Below are 19276 nucleotides of genomic sequence, written 5' to 3'. Positions count from 1 at the left end.
CGCACTGTGTCGTCCACCGCGGAACGTGAAGGACCGACAAGCCATAGCGGCCTGTCCATCGTGCTGCCCACCTTCAATGAAGGTGGTTCCATCCGCCAGGTGATCGAATCCCTGCTTCACCTGGGGACGGATCATCCGCTCGAAATCCTGATCGTCGATGACGATTCCCGCGATGGCACCCCAGATCTGGTTCGCGCCCTGGCCCGCCAGGACCCCAGGATCCGGATCATCCAACGGGTGGGACGCTCCGGGCTGGCCAGCGCCATCAAGGAAGGCCTGATCGCAGCCCTCTATCCCACTGCAGTAGTGATGGACAGCGATGGACAGCACGAACCGACCTCCGTGGGCGAAGCCGTGCAGCTCCTGGATCGAGAGGGACTGGACCTTGTGGCCGGGAGCCGCTTCCTCGACCGCTCCGAAATCCGAGGCCTCAGTGATCGACGAACCGATGGCTCCACCCTCGCCAACCGTCTGGCCCGGTGGAGCCTGCACAGATCCTACCGGCACCTGAGCGATTACATGAGCGGCTTCATCGTGCTGCGCCTCGACCGCTGCCTGCCGCTGGTGCGTCAAGTGGACGTGAACGGCTTCAAATTTTTCTACGAACTCCTGGCCATCAGCCGCGGCCGCCTGCAGGTGGGAGAAATTCCGCTGCGTTTTCAGCCAAGGCTGCATGGCAGTTCCAAGCTCGATCTCGCTGTTCTCTGGGACTTCGTCGTGTCCCTGATTCACACCGCAACCCTGCGGCTGCTGCCGCGGCGGGCCATCAGCTTCGGGCTTGTGGGCGCCTCAGGTGTGGTGGTGCAGCTGCTGTCCACAGCACTGCTGATGGGCCTGTTCAACCTGGCGTTTCAGCAGGCGCTTCCTGTGGCCGTGATCACCGCCGCAAGCTCGAACTATCTGGTGAACAACGCCCTCACCTTCCGCGACCGACGCCAGAGCGGACGGCAATTGATCGGGGGGTTGCTGAAGTTTCTGCTGGTGGCCTCCCTGCCGGCCCTTGCCAACGTTGGTCTTGCCACCAGTTTCTACACCCTGATCCAGGCCCATACGCTCTGGGCCCAATTGGCAGGCATTGTTGTCGTCTACGTCTGGAACTATGCGGCCTCATCCCGCTTCGTCTGGAACAACCCCTAGGCCGGCCTGGCTGCCAATCGGCCTGGGAAGCCTGCTGCGGTTGGTGCAGACAGAGTCGTTTCGGTGGTTTAGGCCACAGCCTGGGCCACAACAACAGGTGCCGTGGCGATTGAGTTCTGTGATGGCAATGGATTTGCTGGCATCGACCATCTACACACAGCGCAGTTGGTCAGGGCTCAGAACGGGGTTTTGCGGTTCACCAGCGGGAGCTGACGACGGCGGCGCCTCTAAGATCTCTCAGGTGTTTTCCCAACAGTTGTGGCGGCAGCCATGGGGAGGTGCTGGCCTTGCTGGAGCTGAGCTTGCTGAAGGGCGCAGCCAACTAAGGCGTGGCAGTGAGCATCTAACCCGAAGCAGAACAACGCGCAAGCAACCCAAACCTCAGCGGTGCATCAGCAAGCTATGGCCGCATTGGACTGATTAACAGCTTAAACAGTAGTTCATGCAATGGATTCAGCATGTTTAATCCACTCAAAATTTAGTAGCAACCACTCTCTCGCTACCCGGCAAGTCACATTAATCATGAAAGGCGAAATACTTAACATCAAGGAATTGGGCAAGCTTGGATTTAACGCCAAACCTCTTTGGATGTTCTTGGTAATAGCAATTTGCGTTGCCTTTAGCTTACGGACATTACTTTTGATCGATGCTTCAACTCTTTGGGGTGATGAGCTTTATACCGTAGGCAAAAGCTTTCTTCCAAGCTTTAGAGGAATGCTGGGTAATTTAAAGGGGGATATGCATCCTCCCCTTTATGACATCTCGCTCTGGGTTTGGGGGCGTTTGTTAGGCCAAAGCCCAGTGACGCTTCGTTTATTTTCATGGCTGACTTACTTGGCAGCGGGCTTCATTATGGTTCGCCAAGCGTCAGTTCTTAGTGGAGCAAGCCCCAGGGTGGTCGCTATCGCAATGCTTTTTTCTTTCTGCAGTCCATATCCGATTCGTTTTGCAATCGAAGGCAGGAGTTATTCACTTCTTGTTTTTTTGGTTGCACTTCTCTGGTGGTGGCGAAATGCAGAAAATCGAGTGTTTTACGGAGTTGCTGCTGGTCTAGCCGGACTTACGCACTTCTATGGAATGGCTATTGTTCTTGCAGTTGCCACCTGGGATGGCCTAAAGCGTCGATGGGATTTCGTTTCTCCTGCTTTGCTAGGTGTTATTCCTGGATTGGCATATATTTTCTACGCGTTCGATCATCTCAGTACATCTGGGCAAGCATCGTGGATTCCCCGTCCAAGCTATGGTCTATTTGAAGAAATCTTGGCTCGTGGGATTGGCATTTGGCCGCTTCCAAAGCTAGCAATCTTTGCACTTTTAATTGTGATTTTGAGACGCTGTGGAGGCTTGAATATTTGTCGAAGGTCTAAATTACCTTTGCTTGACCGATGCGGCGTGATGCCATCTTTATTGATGGTTTTTGGTGTTGTAACCATTTCTTTTATCAAGCCGATTGCCTTTAGCAGATATTTTGTTGTGCTTACACCTGCTGCAATTCCTTTTTTGGCTAATCAGTTAGGTAGTTGGGATCTCAATCGCTTTGGTCGTTCTTGCTGTCTTTTCGTCCTAGGGCTTTTATTAGCCAGTTGGTGGGGACCCGGATTTGCTGATTTAGATACTGGAGTTAGCGGCATTCGCGAGTCTGATCAGTTTCGTTCGGTTAGCCAACGCACAAGTGGCCTGGTGAATCGGTTCAGTCCTCGTGCACGGATGTTTAATCTAAGTGATCACATGGAACTATCAATGGGCCGCATCCCTTTGGATCCGGAGCCGTGGGGCAACTATTCTGATTTAAAAAGTCTTCTCGAGAGTTCACCGCTACCTAAAGAGCTATGGCTTGCCAACAGTTCCACATCGGCAAATCGTCAACTAACCGCTCTACAGTCATACCAAGATCAGGTCGAAAGTGTTGGCTTCACTTGCCATGACCGATCAGCCGACCTAAGCCACGCACGAATCCTGCAATGTGAATACATCCCATAAATAAATATAAATTTACCCTTCATCGCGAAATCGCCTTCAGAACATCACTGGCAGACAGCATCTATTGATTTTATTGGCTATTTCAGCAATCGGGTGTCAACCTCCTTCGACGATCTAATTAGAGCAGAACTTGCAAGATTGTTCAACAGGATTTACCACCACCCCTGGTGTCAAAATCTTTTTTAACTGGCACAATCCCCTGCATAAGGGGTACAGAAGGGCAGCAATCGGCTGCATTTCATGCACAGATTGGGGTCATTCCGTGTGCTCTCTGCACCATCGGTCTCGCCTGGACTTCAGGCAGCTGCTGCATATGCAGGTGCTCTACCAGGTGAGCTATGGCCCCAAATCATTGTAATAGCCTTATATCATTTTTACCCTTTTTACCTTAAGGCGCATTTATCGGCGTTAAACCTTGAGAAACTTACTCACAACCTCAACTCTGGTGTTGCCTACGGCCAAACCGTCACCGTCGCCTACACCGACCCAACATCAGACGACGACAGCGATGCCATCCAAGATGCAGCTGGCAATATTGCGCCAAGCTTAAACACGACTACAATATTAAAAAGTTTAACGAGGCTTGGCGAGGCGTGTTGCAGATTCTTGGCACAACAATTAACGATAAAGATTCGAAGGAAAACGTTGGCGGGAAGCTTCTCAGAGCAGACATATCTCAGCTGAGCGACCGAGATACAAATCAAGCAATTTCATACCAATGGTATCTGGACGAAGCTTCGATTGCGGGCGCTACAACGCGTGACTTTTTAATTGGCAACAATATAAGTCCTGGAGCTATTCGCGTTGATGCAACATACACTTCATCTTCTGGGCAGCAAATAACCACCAGTTCACCAACAATTACCTCCGGCGATTGGCGCATTTTCAGCGGCGGAGAGGCGCGCACTGTTACGGGTGATAACCCCTACGAGGGGAAAATGGAGAGCAATATTGTTGGTGACAATCCGGCTCCCTTCATGGAGACCTACTCGCTGTCTTCTAGCAGCAGAAACCATGCTGGCGGTGGCTGGTTCGATGACGGATATCGAGCTGATGACGACATTCACTACATCAAAAGCTTGGAGGCAATCAATATTGGATTAACCGCCCAAGAGGGCAGTAATGTTATCAAGATTGGAGCCACATCAGGCAGCAAGAGAGCAGAACTTGGTGCCCGTAATTACAATACACGTGTTCAGGAAAATCAAGATATTTATATATCCGAAAAAATTTATCTGCCAAGCGCAGAGTGGGATCCAGTTACACAATATTCGACTCTAATCTTTCAGCATAAACAATACCCGGGAGCCGATCCCAATTTCGAGCTTAGACTGAGCAATGAAGGAGATTATAAATTATTTGCACGAAGTCCTTATGGGCACTATGGACTGGAAGAAGTAGATGGCAGGTATCGACACGATCAATATCCCATCGCCACTTTTTCACCTGATACCTGGCATGACCTCAAGATTCACCTAACACCATCTCAAGACAGCACGAAAGGAAAAATTACGGTCTGGCTGGATGGTCAAACAATATTCAATGAGACTGGCACCAATCTAAATGATGTAGACAACACCAACGACAGCTTCATGAAGCTTGGGATGTATACCAATATTGAAGATGATCGACATTACTTTGTCGACGCAGTCGAGATGGCAACCTTTCTGCCATCCACCGTGAACGATTGGGTCAACGGCACAACACCCGACACCACAACACCCACGCTCACCATCACCGACAACATCACCGGTTCAGCCAACGGTGAGATCGTCTTCTCCTTTCAATTCTCAGAGGCTGTTTCTGGTTTCACCGCTGATGACATCACCATCAGCTCCAATGCTTCCAAAGGATCCTTCTCAGGCTCAGACGGCGATTCGTCCTACACACTTTCCGTCACTCCAGACTCCAACTCCACAGGCACCATCACCGTCGATGTCGACGCAGATGTTGCCACCGACGCAGCGGGCAACGGCAACGACGCTGCAACACAAGCCTCACAAACCTTCGATACAACAACACCCACCTTCTCCTCAGCTGCCACATCCACTGACGGCAGCAAAGTTGTCCTCACTTACAACGAGGCCCTCTCGGCAACCACTGCAGCGGCTAACGCCTTCACAGTCACAACCGATGGCGCTGCCAATGCCGTCACCGCTGTTGACATCAACGGCTCCACCGTTGAGCTCACACTCACCAACGCCGTCAAAAACGATCAGACGCTCACCGTTGCCTACACCGATCCATCCGGCTCCAACGACAGCAATGCCGTTCAAGACAGCCAAGGCAATGACGCTGCATCGCTAAGCAGCACCTCGGTCACCAACAACTCCAACGTTGCTGGCACTCCTCCGGTAATTACCGGACCCTCTGGTTCAGCAGGTGATGCAACCTCCAGCAAATCAATCCCTGAAAATACAACCGCTGTTTCTCAACTCACGGCCAATGAAGCCGTCACATGGTCTCTCAGTGGCGGTGCTGATGCAGCCAAATTTCAAGTTGATGCCAATGGCAATCTGAGCTTTCAGGCAGCCCCAGATTTCGAAAATCCAAACGACCTTGGTAACACTGCTAACAACAACACCTACGTCGTCACCGTCCGTGCCACTGACACCGCTGGAAACACGGCCGATCAAACCGTCACCACCACCGTCACGGATGTTGATGAAACAGCAGTATTGATAACAGGTTCTTCTGGTAGCGCAGGGGCTGCAACAAGTGCAAAATCTATACAAGAAAATATTACAGGTGTGCATAGATTTACTGCTAATGAAACTGTTACTTGGTCATTAAGTGGAGGAGCTGATGCATCACTATTTGATATCAATTCCTCGTCAGGAACACTTTCATTTAAAACTGCTCCTGATTATGAAAATCCAACTGATAATGATAAAAATAATGAATATGTTGTAGTGGTAAGAGCTACAGATGCTCAAAATAATACATCTGATCAAACTCATACCGTTACCATCGCTGATATTGGAGAGAAAACCAACTCTGATGATACTTTCTACAAACTGTCTTATAAGAAAACAGATAATTCAACAATAACTCCATTATTTAGTCCTACTTTTGGAACTATCAACGGCGCTTTAACACTTAATCGTTTATCTAGCGCACCTACAATATCAAATAAACCTTCTGGTCTTTCAATAGGTCAAACTGGTATTGATTTTGAATTATTATTAGGGAATACTGCACTAAATGGCAAAGGTAAAACCACAATAGATTTAGCTCCACTTGTAGATGGCTTAACTACAACAGGTAAAAATATTGCATATTTTTCTTATACAGAGACAGGAGATGGATCTTCTCCTACAGCAACAACACTTACTTATGATCCTACTAAAAAAGCAGGAGCAAGATTTTATGATTTAAGTGGAGATGGAAATGCCGATACCGTTAATTTAGAGTTAGTTGATGGGGGTTATGGTGATAAAGATGGTATTAAAAATGGAACAATTCTTGATCCATCTACTGCAGGAGTTGTTGATCTAACTCCAGTTTTTACTGCAAGTACTACGGCATTAACTGTTGCTGATGCAAGTGATACAACATCACCTGCTGCTTTTAATTTAACTATAAGTATTAGTAGTATGGCGAGTACTGTGAATCAGATAGGTTATGTAGCTCTTAATGCGAATGAAAGCGATACTTTAACTTATGATTTGATCAAGAATAGAGGTTCAATATTACTTTCAAATGTAGAAAATTCTGGTGCACCTAATCTCTCTTCAATGGATTTAACTGCAGATATAAGTCTAATAAATACTCAAAAGTTGATTTTCTTTGAAGTCGTAGATACAACACTTGAATCTCTGCTTGCAAATAATACTAATTTGGATGGGTTTGGTTCTAGTTTTAATATCCTCAACCTTAGCGATACTTCAACAAATTCAGCTATTGCTTCTAATGGAGGGAACACAATTGCCATAGCTTTACAACAAGGTTTCTCCGGGGTGAACGATTTAATTGCAAGTGATTTAGGATTTAACCCAATATTAGATTTCTCAGGATTTGCCGGATTAAGTCTCGAGGGATCTGTTTCTGTTGCTAGAGAAGCACAATATAATAGTACTGTCGGTTTTTATAAAATACAAAATAGTAATGGAGCTGTATCTGACCCAATAACAGGAGATTTAATTACTCCCGATGAAACTGGTTATAAAGAGGCTGCATTACATTCAACTAATTTATTTTCCTCTCTTGGCACTCTATCTACTAGCGATGGAAATACTATAACAAGTTCAATCACATCATTCTCAGACTCAGAGATGATTGCTCCTTATGCTTCTGTTCATGACACTGATCAAACTTATTTCTCTTTTGCTGAAGCCAATGCTGATGGTATTTCTCATTTTAGAGAATTTGGGAATGGAGTTATAGGTTTAGAAGATTTACATGGTGGTGGCGATAATGATTTTGATGATTTTATCTTTGGATTTGATCTTAAATTAACTGTTTAATTTAAAGCTTATTTCTCGCAAAAAATATTATCGAATCCTTTCTAATATCTTATAAATGTCTATTGCTAGCACTGACTAAGACCAATTTAAAAGATAATGCTTGAACTCTATACTTAAGTGCTACGAAAATAACTTGTATGAGGTTGGTTGGTATTTGTACTATCGCTTCGATGGTTAATTTCTATAAGCCTCAGAGACGCTGTAGAGATTCTGTTTTGTCCTTGAATTCTCCTAGTAGCAGCTGTAAATAAGAGACTTTTCTCAGCTTGATGTTAGCCGTTAGGCTCATGCCTACTTGCAGGGGCAAAGATGATCCGCTCTTCAGATTCAGCTGTTGATCGTCCAGCTGAATCGTTACCGGGAAGCTGAGTTCTTGACGCTGTTCTTGAGGATCAGGCTCCAATGCATCAGAACCGATGCGAGTTACTTTGCCCTTTAGAACTCCGAAGTCACTGGAGGGGAAGGAGTCGATGCTTATGTCGGCAGACATGCATGCATCGCGATCTTGAGGGCAACCCTTGGGCACCTGTACGAAGCCGATCTTGTTGCTCGGCACCTCCACTTTCGCTTCGAGCGAACCCATCGGCACTACCTTCATCACCGTCTGGGTGGATTGGGTCGTAAAGCCACGGGAGGTGGGCTTCAGATCAAAAACCAAACCATCCACGGGCGATCTCAGCTGCTGGTAACGCAGGGTGACCCTGCTCTCCACAAAGCGTCCATTGAGATCGGCTAGCTCCGACTTCAACTGGGCCGTCTGTTGATCCAGGAGAGCGATTTGACGCAAACGTTCCGCATTGCTCTGCATCAGTTTGCCGCGGGTTTCAGCAACGATGTTTTGCTGATTGAGATATTGCAGCTCCGAAAAGGCACCAGCGGCCTGTAATTGCTCATAACGCTGAAGAATTTCGTTCTGAAGCGCAAGATTGTTCTCCAGCATCAGCACCTCTTCCTGGTTCATCTGCATGGTGTTGAGTTTCTCCTCCTTCTTCAGCATCAATTGCTCCTGTTTTAGTTTGATCGTCTTCTCCAGGCTGTTGCGCTGTTCCTCGCTGGCTTCGGTGTCCAGCTTCATCAACACTTGGCCTGACTCCACCTGATCCCCTTCCTTCACCAGGATCTGATCAACTACGCCACCCAAAGGCATCTGAATGTCCTGAACGGAGTCGACGGGCTCTAGCTGACCAGTAGCAATCACAATTTCTTCGGTACGTGCCAGGGCCAACCAGGTCACGCCGAAAACTGTGCTTCCGATCAGCGCCCAGTTGACTGTGCTCATCCACAAGCGACTCTGTTGGAGGATTGACTCGTCGTAGGTGTTGAGATCAGTTTGCTCTTCAGGGCTGCCTGGATCGAGATGGCATTTCAGGTCGCGTAATAAAGCAACCAGATTGCAATAGCTTTGCTTCAAGCCAGCCGTTACCTTGTGCAGATTTTTTCTCATCAGCAAGCCTCTTGCTGACGGAAAAGGGCGTAGTAACGACCGCGTTGGCTCATGAGCTCGTCATGTGTACCGACTTCAACAACCGCTCCTTGGTGAAGCATCACGATCATGTCGGCTTGACGTATGGACGACAGTCGGTGGGTGATGAAAAAGACTGTGCGGTCATTGAGGTTGCTAAACAGGTTGTCGCATACCTGCCGTTCGGTTTCGTAGTCGAGGGCGCTGGTGGCTTCATCCATGACCAGCAGCTTGGGGTTACTAAGCAACGTGCGGGCAATTGCAACCCGTTGTCGTTGCCCTCCACTGAGCGATGCACCCCGTTCCCCCACAGGTGTGCTGTAGCCACTTGGAAGATCCATGATGAAATCGTGGGCATTGGCGAGACGCGCAGCCCGCACGATCTCTTCACTGGAGGCTTCCGGGTTAGTGAGTGCAATGTTGTCGCTCACAGTTCCACTGAACAACAGAGGGTCTTGTGGAACGATGCCGATCTGACGGCGTAGAGAATAAAGCTCAACCTTCGCGATGTCGTATTCATCAATTGAAATCCGGCCGCACTCAGGTTCATAAAGCCGAGGTAGGAGTTTCATCAGCGTGCTCTTGCCGCTGCCGCTTTGGCCCACGATGCCTACAAAAGTTCCGGCGGGAATTTCCAGATTGACGTCCTTCAACACCTGCGGCTGTCCCTGACGGAAGCGGAACGACAAGTTCTCAAACCGCACATTTCCCTGCATAGGCGGAAGCATTACTTTTGATTTATCCACCTCATCAGATTCCTCCGGAGTGTCGATCACATCCGCAAGCCGTTCAAAGCTGACGCGCAGTTCTTGGATGCTCTGCCAGATCGTGGACAGACGAAGCAGGGGCTGTGTGACGTAGCCCGAAATGATTCTGAACGCGATCAGTTGACCAAGAGTCAGATCTCCACTTAAGACCATGGATGCACCGATCCAAAGGACCATCAGCTGAGAAATCTTCTGCAGTACCTGGCTGGTCTGGTTGAGGGCCGTGCCCGTAATTGTTTTTGCAAACGTGCGCGCGATGTACTGGGAGTAGAACTCCTGCCATCGCCAGCGGCTGATCATTTCTACGTTCTGGGCCTTGACCGTCTGTATGCCAGTGAGCACTTCCACCAGATGGCTCTGGGTCTTGGCGTTTTCTTCCGCTGCAGCACGGAACTGACGGCGGAAGAGGGGGGCACCAACAACTGTTAAACCAATTTGAATTGGAAGAACAGATAGGGCAATCAAAGTGAGCAGCCAGCTGTAAATCAGCATCACCGCGATATAGATCACGGAAAAGGCGGCATCCAAGATGGTGGATAGGGCTTGACCGGTCAGGAAGCTGCGGATTTTCTCTAGTTCAGCGACTCGGGTTCCTAGTTCGCCCACTGGGCGATGGTCGAAGTAGTTGAGGGGGAGATGCAGGAGGTGATCGATTACCTCTGCTCCGAGGCGCTGATCGATGCGGTTTGTGGTTTCGGCGAAGAGGAAGGTCTTCAGGCTGCTGAGCACCCCTTCAAGGATTGTCACCACGACAAGCGCTATGCCTAGTACCTGCAGGGTGTCGAGGCTGCGCTGGGTGATCACCTTGTCGATGATCACCTGGATCAGCAATGGGTTGGCGAGGGTGAACAGCTGAACCACAAAACTGGCAACCAGTACCTGAATCAGCACACTGCGGTAGCGCTTCAGTGCGGGCCAAAACCAACCGGGACCGAACTTCTGCTCGGGGCTGGAGTTGGACCGCTCCATCAGCAGCAGTTCGATTCCTGCGGGGAACTTCTCGGCTAGATCATCCGGCGCCAAGGTCACCATGCCTTGTTTGGGCGATGCCAGCTTTAAACCTCTCTCGTTGCTCGCAATCACTAGAGCAAATCCACCTTGCCAGGGCACCATGGATGGCACCTGCAACCGGGTACCGGCACGTGCCGGCACGTGTGATGCCATTACATGAAGTCCAAGGCTTGCGGCAAGCTGACCACAGAGCTGGAGAGTGGGGGTAAGACCGCGGCGGAGATTGTCCTGAAGGACTTTTTCAATCGAATCCTGGCGGAATGGCAGTTTCAGCAGCTGCGCCAACATCTGGAAACAGGCCAGGGTTTCCTTGAGTGGACCGTCGGCACGGATCAAGCGCAGCCTGTCGACAACATTGCGCTCAGGACTAAAGCTGCTCACGGGAGGATGCACCTCTGCGTCCTCGATAGATGAAGCGAAGACCAGCGAGTCAGAACTGTTGTCCGCTGTGGCTGAGACTTGGTCGGAGAAACTAGAGGGGGGAAGAGAAGCCAACCGCAGCGAAAATGGTCCGCTAACTGGTACATCCACAGATGAATGGATCTGCTGACCAAACGTCAGGTCACCCCAGGCACAGGTAACAAAGATGAGCTTGCCGGCAGCCAGGGCCGCACTTATCTCCGCCGGATCAGGAGAACAACGCTGTGCACTTTGCAGGGCATCCTTGAGCTTTTCAAGGGCAGACCTGTCGGATTTAGGAGTGTTCTTCTCAAGAACTTGCAGCAGCTTGAGCAGCTCTTGAGGCCAGAGCTGCTGGTCACACCAGTGGCGAAATGAGGTTTCCCTGGAATAAAGCTCTCGCCATAGTTCATCCGAGATAGCACAGGCAATCACCTCTTCGGCAGCAATCACGTTCTCGCAGGGGGCACCACAAAGCAGGCTCGCAGCACCGACAACGCTTTCTGGGCCGAACTTGCTCACCGTTGTGAGACGTCCGTTATGGCGACCGACAAGCCTCGCTTGGCCTTGGAGGAGGACCAGGATTCGGGCAGGGATGGCATTGGGATCACACAACTGACCCCCGAGATCAAACCGGAGCACACGGCAAGTTCTCTCCAACTTGGTTAGCGAGGCTTCCGAAATGTCGCGGAAGGCCGGATGCTCTGCCAAAGGGAAAGATGGTGTCTGGTTCATCGGGAGATGCTGAAGTCCATGAAGCCGTTGGAGGAAGTCGGCTCTGACCTTTCGGAAGCCAGTTGGCTGAAACTGGCGGCAGTTTCAGCATCAATCCAGGCCTCGAACATTTCTTGGCACATCTGTTCGGAGACCTCATCGGTGAACGTGGCAGGTGTGTAGCGCTCTAGCCGCACCACGAGCCACCATTCCTCGATGCGGAATGGTTCAAGCAGGATTCCTGGCTGACTAACCCGTAACTTCTCAACCAGAATTGGGTGGGCCTGGGTTAGAGACACTGGACCCACGATTCCGTTGGTGTTGCGTTCCGGTCCCTCGGCATAGCGTTTGGCTAGGTCAGCGAAATTCGATTCTCCGGATTCAATCTGTAGATAAAGCTCTTTTGCCAGAAAACTGTTCTTGAGGCGAAGCAGGCTGTACACCACCTGATCCAATTCGTTCTTACGTTCTAGGAAGCGGGTCATTGCCCTGGCTTCGAAACGTTCCTTCATCAAGCTGCGACGACGGATGCCATTGCGAAGGCGCTTTAAAACCTCGTCTTCACTGCATCCCAATGCTTCCAAAAGCTCTGTCCACTGGTCTATGCCATCAAACCCACGTTGTTGGAGCAAGCCACGCCTCGCCTCTTCCAACTGTTCTGGAGTGACCACGATGTCAGCAATCGCTTCATTTGCCACCATCTGCTTTATCAATGGTGTCAGCAGGTTGAACTGATCAAGCAGGTCTTGCCCCTCCGCACCAATGGTGCGCCGCAGCTTTTGAACCACTGCTTCCCTGGTCACTGCTCCAACAAAACAACGGAAGAATACTTAGAAGCTTATAGATGGGCTTTCCTGAAAAAGCGGAGATATGCGGCCTGAATGAAAGCCTTATTAAGAGAATTGACAATATTTCGTGCGGTCAAACACGAAATTCAAGTTTTTAGAAAAGCAATTATTCGGGCTTAGTTTAACAAAGAAAATGTTTTGGACTTGCGATTAATTGTATTCCTTGGGTTGCTTTTGCTTTGTAGTGACTCGCATAGTCCTTGCATTCTTGTTCGGATCCTGCTCGTTAATTACTTGCATTTAGCGCAGTTGGCGAGACTGATTGGGGACCTCAATACAGGACGTCTTCGTCGAACTCGACATCGTACGGCGACCCGATCGGTGCATTGCTCAGGCCTTGGAGTGAAGGGTGTGGAGGGTTTGAAGGGTTTTTCCGCTTCGGTTTCTCCCTCTTCTCTGAACTCACTCCATTTCTCTCCGCGTGAAGCGGTGGAGAAAAACTATTCACACTGTTCACCCCTGCCGGAGATCCCGCTGGTGGCGTTGGATCCGGCGGTGGAGGGTTTGGCGTTGAACTATCCACCGGTGGAGGGTCAAACCCTTCATCGGAGCCAGTCAGGCCGAAGAACAACGCCAAATCGAAGTCGCGCATCGGACTGATGTCGTATCGATTTCCGGCTTTGGTGAGGCGTTTCACGATCGGTAGGCGTGAACCCTCCACCCCTTTCGGAGCCGTCAGCTTCCGCAACTTTCGACCAAATTTGGTTTGGTTCAGGACTCCGCTGCGACCTTCATCGGCGCACCACTCCCGATACCGCGCAAATAGTTTCTTGGCGGCGATGTCAACGATGCCGTCGGGGTAAACCTCGATCAGGAACTTCAGCCACGGGTTCGCATCCAGCTGCGCCTCGATGGATGCCGCACTGATGCTGGCGATGCGACCGGCAGCGTCGAACGCCTCCCTGATTTCATCGAGCGATAACGACCAAACCCATTGCAGGATTCCAGGCAGCTCAGCGCGGAGCTTTGCCTTAAGGCTTGGATCCTTTCGCTGGACCGACTGCGCGATCGAGAGAGTAAGGATGCGCCGCTGCATCCCCTCGACGCCTCCCGCATCGGAGACCCCAGGTAGATCGTTGAAGAATCTCCAGATCACCACGCCGAGCCTGGCGTCAGCTCTGTTTTGAAACTTGCGCCAAACCTGCACCGGTTCGTTGGAAACGATGCTGTTGAACTGGCCTGGATCCCTAACGACTCCGCTGCTGTCGAAATCGATCGCAGCCTTCTTCCCTTGGAGCCCCAGCATTGAATCTGGGTCGCCGATCATCTTTGGCCGCAGGGTCGCAACACCATGCGTGCCGCCACAGAGAGCAGTGATCGTTTCAGCAATCACTCCTTTGCCAGAGCCTTTCGGCCCCTCAACGTCGAACGATTTTTCGAAGGGAAACGGTGCATCCGGTTCCTTCGGTCTGATCGTCCAGCCGAGAGCCGCCCGGAATACTTTCGCGGTGTCGGCGTCGAAGGTTTGCTGGATGAACTCCAGCCAGCGTGGGCACGTTGCTTTGGGGTCCCACCGGTAAGGGAACGCGAAGGTCAGGCGGTCGCTTGGATCGTGGCTTGGGCGAAGGGTGTTGGTGTTTAGGTCGAGCGTGCCGTTGCTGAACGCCGCCAGGTGGGTGCCGTCCCAATCGTTGTGCTGGAGGTAGGTCTCCACCTCGGACAGGATCTCCGTCATTCGCCGCCCACGACGGTGAAAGTTGTGTTCATCCATCAGCTGGTGGAGGGGTCCGAGCAGTGGATGTTTCCCCGGCACCTCTTCCCAGTGCCTGCCGTTGAACGTGAGTGTCCCGCGTGTTGGATGAATGGCGTAACGCTCTTGAAGCACGGCGATGAACGCTTGAGCGATGAAATGGGCGTTGTCGGCTTCAGCTGTCCAAAAGATCTGCTTCGGATCCGCGATGCCCTTCCAAGTCCAGGCTGGCCGAGCCAAGCGCAGCAGCCGAGCGAAGGCATCGGCCCCGTGCCGAAGGATGAAATCGTCAGCACCGTTTTTCTCCCCGTTCAGCTCTGACGGGATGAACACCACGTTGGGAACATCCCCGGGGCTGTAGAAAACCCCGTCTTCTTTTGGGGCACGGATCCACTTAGCCAGAGCCCACAAAGCGTCGAGGACCGGGGGCTTGATGACGACATCGCTGTCGAAAACGATGTTGATCGGTCGATTCCTGTTGATCTCTCTCAGCTCAGGAATGGCGTCTCCGCCGCGACTGTCTTTCCAGCCCCAAACGCCCGTAAGCCCAACGCATGGAAAACCGTGTGCGGTCAAAGCGTCGGCCTTCTTCTCTCCTTCGGTGATGAGAAGAGGTTTAGTCCCCTCGAGGTAACCCTTCGGGAGCAAAGGCGAAAAGTACGGTCGATTGCCCGCGCCTTTTGGCGTGAGGTATTTCGGATCTGACCCCGGCTTGAGTTTCCGTCGCACGAACGGAACCCCATCGCCGTAGGTGTACGGCTGGCCCTGGGGGTCGAGATAGGGGATCTCCCAACCACCATCGGGAGTGCAGCGATAGTTCAACCGCTCGGCGGTGGCGCGATCGATGCCGCTGGCCGCCAATTCCTCGAACGGAATCATGGCCACCTCCGTTCTCGCGCACGGTTTGGAGCACAAAAGCCCCAAGCGGCCATGCCCAAGTCAGTCGCAGCCTGGTATCTGGGGCAGTTGACAATCTCCTTTGGTAGGAGGAACTCGCCTAAAGTCGGGTCATTGCACGGACCTCGACCGGCGTCGCAGATTGTGGCGTTGGTCAATTTTTTTGCTCCGCCGTCTGCAGTTCGAGGAGCAGCTCCCGGCCCTTCGCGGATACGAGGCCACGGTGGGACAGGGCATCGATGACACGTTCAACGCACCAGATGTAACTGGAGTTGGTTGAGATGCCTCGCCGCCAGTGTTGGCCCTCATTGAGGCAGCCGCCGCGGAAGTCTTGTTGGCGTTTGAGTGTTCGTTCGGAGCAGCCGACCGCTATTGCTGCGGCAGGCGTTCGGAGCCATTGCTCAGGCATGGGAAGACACACGGTGGTGTTGTGTGTCAGCCCCCCTCTCTTTTCTACGGGGCTAACGAAGACCTTCCCAGGCCCTTTGTTCTTTCGGCGGTACCGCCAGACCATTGATGTATTGGGTCTGGGCAACATGCTTTCTCGCGAAAGCAACGGCCGTCCTTGACGTAGGGGACGAGGTCAGAGACCAGTTGCACCGTCACGCTCACTCAGAGAGTGGGCCTTTCGCGGGGGTCGGCGAAGATGCGTCCCGCGGCAGTGGATCACCGGAGTGATTCACATCGAGACGATGACACATGTCATCTCAGGACGCAACACTTTTGAGGTTCTGGTTGTATTCCTCGACGGCTTTTTCCAGCTCGTCTTCGCTCACCCAGGAGCTGTAATAATCCAAATGAACGCGGGTTGTGTGTCCTAGCAACGCGCTTGCCTGGGAATAATGTAATTGCTTTTCTGAGTTTTTGTGGGCGCGCCATGCCCAGCCGTGCCTGAGTCCGTACGGCTTCAATCCTGGCGTCTTTTTAACAAGAATCTTCCAATATCTGTATCGAGTCAGTAGCTGGCTGAAGGCTGCGCCGACTTCCTTGAAGGTGTTCTTCTCTTCGACTTTGGCGATCTCGTTTCTGATCGCCAGCGGGAGCTTCCTCTTTCCCCTGCCGTTGTACCAGAGCATTGCCAGCTCCTTCCCTAAGCCCTCTCTGCTATTGAGGTCTAGGGGTTTGACCAGGCGCTCGGGCTTCTCCGTTCCTTGCTCGATGGCTTTGGCGTCGCGCTTGACCTGACCGCCGACGTACAGCTTCCCGTCATCCTCGAGCCGCATCACCGCAAGCTCGGATGGCCTGAGCCCATAAAGTCCAACTAGGCCCACGGCAAGCCTTAGTTCCAGCTTTCCGTCTGCTTCGAGATTGTCTAACAATGCTTCGAAATCTTCAGGCAAGACAGGAATAGTTTTTGCCTTAGTGATTGTTTCAGTAACTGCTGAGCCAATCAGGCCGCTCATCTTCTTCGGTGGAAGTGGCAGCCATCGTTCAGGTGCTCCCATTTCTTCGACGCCGTGCCGCAGTATCCGGGCCACGTCCCGGAGGTTCCGGCGGCGGCCATCTTTGCCGGGCGGCAGTCTTAATTTTCCGGCCTTTCGGTGATCCGGGGGATAAACCTCGTCGAAGTACAGCCGAGCGAAGGCCCGTATCAGCGATGGGCCGTCGTTTGGGGTTGGCCGGGACTTCAGCGTGAGCTTGAACCGGCGGACTCTGATCCGAAGGTCGTCGAGGGTTCCTTCCCGGCGGCTCTCCATCGACTTGAGGAAGTCATCGGCCGCGGCGACCCAATCGAACTCCCGGAGCGCCGGAGCCTTGCCGCTTGCCTTCCCCAGGGCCTTGAGGCGCATCTCGTTGGCCTCCTGGATGCTGTTGCCCTTCTCGATGAAGGCACGGATCTCCTGGACCGCGTTGAGGATGCTGAGGCTTTTGTCGGGCTGCCAGGGGATCTCGGTCAGCACCGAAGGCTTCCTGCCTGACTCCAGCTTCATGGTGATTTGGCATCTCCCCTTCAACTGGCGGATCGTCCATCCGCAACCGTTCGCACGTTTGTTGCTGGCCCGCATCTCTGCTTCCCAGGGCTGTGCGCTGCGGTTCATTTGAGGGGCGTGCTCCAAATCGGTGGGCGTGCTCCAAAGTGTGCTCCAACTGGTCGTGACACGCAACGACAGGACGGAGCACGGCTTAAGCTCTCTGGCTTAGAAACCAGTCGTGCTCAACGGTCTGGCCAGTGATTTGAAGGTTTTATCGATTTCGGCTTTCAGTTTGACGGTCTCCCTTACAAGGAGATTGTCACTGGTTCGATCCCAGTATCGCCCATCTCAAAACGCAGTGCTGCCCTGGGTTTCGTTGGTTTTTTGCTTCAGCTCGCCAACGCTCGCTCTCCAGGGCCATCGCCTGTTGGCTGGGCGCTGAATTCACCGCGCAGGACGCCTTCTGCCCTTCGCATCATTTTCAGGCAGGTCTCCTTGTCAGCAGCGGCGTAGGCAGCGTCCATGCATTGCACGTACTGCTCTTCAGGAGTCACAAGCCGTTTGCTGTTGGGCGGAGTATCGGTCCGATTCAAATGGCTCGCCGTAGCTGCAATTACTCATCCGTTCGGTGCGTCGGATGGGTAGGTGTGCAAAGGTGGGGCGACGCCAAAGAGCCTGATTGAAGGCCCACTGCGCGAGAACCGATAACTCGATCCCATGAACCGAAGATCCAGCACTCCCCCGAGGGAGTGGCGAAAGGCTGGCAGCAATGCCAGCAGAATTGACCTCAGCGGCTATGCCTCATCTCAGCATCGCCGTTTCCTGAAGGCGGAAGCCGAGCAGGCCCCAGGGGAGCCCAGGCATCGCTGACGAGGTTCGTCCCGTCAGCGGAATGAAGGCGCCTCAGCTGTTGCAGCCGTCATCCATGCCACGTCTGATCAGGCTTTGCGTGAGCCAAAGCAGACCAATGAAACCGGCCGTGACGATCAACAGAGTCAAGATTCAGGCTGTGGTGCGGACGTAGACACGTAGCTCGATTTGCCACCACATCATCATTGGAAGGTAGGCCTCAAAGGCACTTTGTGATGCAGTTGGTCTTGGCGCTTGTGGTTCCCGTGGTTCTGCTGGTGGGGTTCACTGCGCTGTTGGCAACTGGCAGGTTGTCGATCTCTCGCAACGCTGCGTGGTTGTTGGAACGCCAAGGCAGCATCTGGATGGCTGGAATCGTGGCTCTTGCTGCCGCTGCGGCTGTGGTTGCTCTGCAGCGTTAAGCCGTCTTGCCGAAGCGCCTTCAAAAGCTTGACCCATCCCCAGGGAGGGAGCGGGATGGGTGGCTTGTCATTTGGAAGTCTTGATCAGCGGCTGCTGGAGCGCTTGCGCACAACCCTGGGGGTCTCTCGCTCGGTCTTGGCATCGGTTTCAGACACCGTCTTGTCTTCGCCGGCCGCTTCTCCCTGCCCGGGCTCATCGTCGGGCTCCTGCGCCTCAATCACTCCAAGCACCATGGCGGCTTCCAGCTGATCGCTCATGTCACCGATGGTGAGCAGGGCTTTTAAGACCAGCTGGGCGCGAGGCGCTTTGGGCAGGCCGGGACGAAGCTTTTTGGTGGTGTTCCACAGCTCCAGGGCCACTTCCTTCAGCAGTTCCTTGTCAGCAGCCATTCGATTCGAACGTGAATCGCACCATTCTCGTCATCGGGGGGGTGGTCCCCCTTCCGAATCAGAAGCAGAAGGGCAGGAATTGGGTGCGGCAGGCGGCATAGCCATCCACCAGGGGACCCAGCCCGATCTGGTGAACGATGCCGGCACCGGTGAGCCCTTCGGTGATGATTCCGATCACGATGCCGACCATGGCGGCACGGCCGTTGAAGCGTTCGGCCTTTTTGAGCTGCTCCATGTGGATGTCGCGGGCAGCGACGCCATGGAACCAGGAATCGCTGGCTTGCGTGGATTTCATCGAATTCAAGATGTTGTTACAAAGCTTAATCCGAAA

13 protein-coding genes are annotated in these 19276 nt (G+C 52.4%); 5 read left to right on the top strand and 8 right to left on the bottom strand.

Annotation, left to right across the window (positions count from 1 at the left end; genetic code table 11):
• The first annotated feature begins 6 nt into the window (after window positions 1-6).
• From SynTAK9802_RS11910 to SynTAK9802_RS11900, 3 genes are all read left to right on the top strand, one after another.
• On the top strand, window positions 7-1137 hold the full coding sequence (locus SynTAK9802_RS11910) for a glycosyltransferase family 2 protein (protein ID WP_186496461.1): 1131 nt from the start codon (window positions 7-9) through the stop codon (window positions 1135-1137).
• A gap of 522 nt (window positions 1138-1659) precedes the next feature.
• Complete coding sequence (locus SynTAK9802_RS11905; protein WP_255487767.1) at window positions 1660-3117, top strand: hypothetical protein; 1458 nt, start codon at window positions 1660-1662, stop codon at window positions 3115-3117.
• Window positions 3118-3713: 596 nt separating this feature from the next.
• Window positions 3714-7583 carry a heparin lyase I family protein gene (locus tag SynTAK9802_RS11900; protein ID WP_186496460.1) on the top strand — a complete coding sequence of 1290 codons (3870 nt, stop codon included), beginning with the start codon at window positions 3714-3716 and terminating at the stop codon, window positions 7581-7583.
• Between the two features lie 190 nt (window positions 7584-7773).
• Here SynTAK9802_RS11900 and SynTAK9802_RS11895 read toward each other — a convergent pair whose 3' ends face one another.
• The 6 genes from SynTAK9802_RS11895 to SynTAK9802_RS11870 form a co-directional block, all read right to left on the bottom strand.
• Entirely contained in the window at window positions 7774-9027 is a 1254-nt protein-coding gene (locus SynTAK9802_RS11895) for an HlyD family secretion protein (RefSeq protein WP_186496458.1), read from the bottom strand.
• Complete coding sequence (locus SynTAK9802_RS11890) at window positions 9027-11957, bottom strand: type I secretion system permease/ATPase (protein WP_186496456.1); 2931 nt, start codon at window positions 11955-11957, stop codon at window positions 9027-9029. Before SynTAK9802_RS11890 ends, SynTAK9802_RS11895 begins: the two co-directional genes overlap by 1 nt.
• Window positions 11954-12724 carry a peptidylprolyl isomerase gene (locus SynTAK9802_RS11885; protein WP_255487766.1) on the bottom strand — a complete coding sequence of 257 codons (771 nt, stop codon included), beginning with the start codon at window positions 12722-12724 and terminating at the stop codon, window positions 11954-11956. The genes SynTAK9802_RS11890 and SynTAK9802_RS11885 overlap by 4 nt, the downstream gene beginning before the upstream one ends.
• 331 nt (window positions 12725-13055) lie before the next feature.
• Complete coding sequence (locus SynTAK9802_RS11880; RefSeq protein ID WP_255487917.1) at window positions 13056-15353, bottom strand: DUF3854 domain-containing protein; 2298 nt, start codon at window positions 15351-15353, stop codon at window positions 13056-13058.
• Between the two features lie 725 nt (window positions 15354-16078).
• Window positions 16079-17410 carry a site-specific integrase gene (locus SynTAK9802_RS11875; RefSeq protein WP_186496450.1) on the bottom strand — a complete coding sequence of 444 codons (1332 nt, stop codon included), beginning with the start codon at window positions 17408-17410 and terminating at the stop codon, window positions 16079-16081.
• Between the two features lie 263 nt (window positions 17411-17673).
• Entirely contained in the window at window positions 17674-17877 is a 204-nt protein-coding gene (locus SynTAK9802_RS11870) for a hypothetical protein (protein ID WP_186496449.1), read from the bottom strand.
• 124 nt (window positions 17878-18001) lie between these two features.
• Here SynTAK9802_RS11870 and SynTAK9802_RS11865 point away from each other — a divergent pair, with 124 nt between their 5' ends.
• Both SynTAK9802_RS11865 and SynTAK9802_RS11860 read left to right on the top strand, forming a co-directional pair.
• Complete coding sequence (locus SynTAK9802_RS11865) at window positions 18002-18154, top strand: hypothetical protein (RefSeq protein ID WP_170951434.1); 153 nt, start codon at window positions 18002-18004, stop codon at window positions 18152-18154.
• Between the two features lie 215 nt (window positions 18155-18369).
• A complete protein-coding gene (locus tag SynTAK9802_RS11860) occupies window positions 18370-18555 on the top strand; it encodes a hypothetical protein (protein ID WP_115081295.1) in 186 nt (61 codons plus the stop codon).
• 84 nt (window positions 18556-18639) lie between these two features.
• Here SynTAK9802_RS11860 and SynTAK9802_RS11855 read toward each other — a convergent pair whose 3' ends face one another.
• Complete coding sequence (locus SynTAK9802_RS11855) at window positions 18640-18945, bottom strand: TIGR03894 family protein (protein ID WP_115009834.1); 306 nt, start codon at window positions 18943-18945, stop codon at window positions 18640-18642.
• A 58-nt stretch (window positions 18946-19003) separates the two neighbouring features.
• A complete protein-coding gene (locus SynTAK9802_RS11850) occupies window positions 19004-19240 on the bottom strand; it encodes a high light inducible protein (RefSeq protein WP_186496447.1) in 237 nt (78 codons plus the stop codon).
• Between the last annotated feature and the right edge of the window lie 36 nt (window positions 19241-19276).

It is taken from the genome of Synechococcus sp. TAK9802, from assembly GCF_014279535.1.
GTDB lineage: Bacteria > Cyanobacteriota > Cyanobacteriia > PCC-6307 > Cyanobiaceae > Parasynechococcus.
The sequence above is the reverse complement of the archived record's forward strand: the minus strand, read 5'-3'. Positions and strand labels throughout refer to the sequence as shown.

Excerpts from the sequence above, each read along its gene's own strand:
- SynTAK9802_RS11890 (WP_186496456.1), bottom strand. The coding sequence starts at position 11,957 with ATGAACCAGACACCATCTTTCCCTTTGGCAGAGCATCCGGCCTTCCGC.
- SynTAK9802_RS11855 (WP_115009834.1), bottom strand. The coding sequence starts at position 18,945 with ATGGCTGCTGACAAGGAACTGCTGAAGGAAGTGGCCCTGGAGCTGTGG.
- SynTAK9802_RS11895 (WP_186496458.1), bottom strand. The coding sequence starts at position 9,027 with ATGAGAAAAAATCTGCACAAGGTAACGGCTGGCTTGAAGCAAAGCTAT.
- SynTAK9802_RS11865 (WP_170951434.1), top strand. The coding sequence starts at position 18,002 with ATGAACCGAAGATCCAGCACTCCCCCGAGGGAGTGGCGAAAGGCTGGC.
- SynTAK9802_RS11905 (WP_255487767.1), top strand. The coding sequence starts at position 1,660 with ATGAAAGGCGAAATACTTAACATCAAGGAATTGGGCAAGCTTGGATTT.
- SynTAK9802_RS11860 (WP_115081295.1), top strand. The coding sequence starts at position 18,370 with ATGCAGTTGGTCTTGGCGCTTGTGGTTCCCGTGGTTCTGCTGGTGGGG.
- SynTAK9802_RS11880 (WP_255487917.1), bottom strand. The coding sequence starts at position 15,353 with ATGATTCCGTTCGAGGAATTGGCGGCCAGCGGCATCGATCGCGCCACC.
- SynTAK9802_RS11850 (WP_186496447.1), bottom strand. The coding sequence starts at position 19,240 with ATGAAATCCACGCAAGCCAGCGATTCCTGGTTCCATGGCGTCGCTGCC.
- SynTAK9802_RS11875 (WP_186496450.1), bottom strand. The coding sequence starts at position 17,410 with ATGAACCGCAGCGCACAGCCCTGGGAAGCAGAGATGCGGGCCAGCAAC.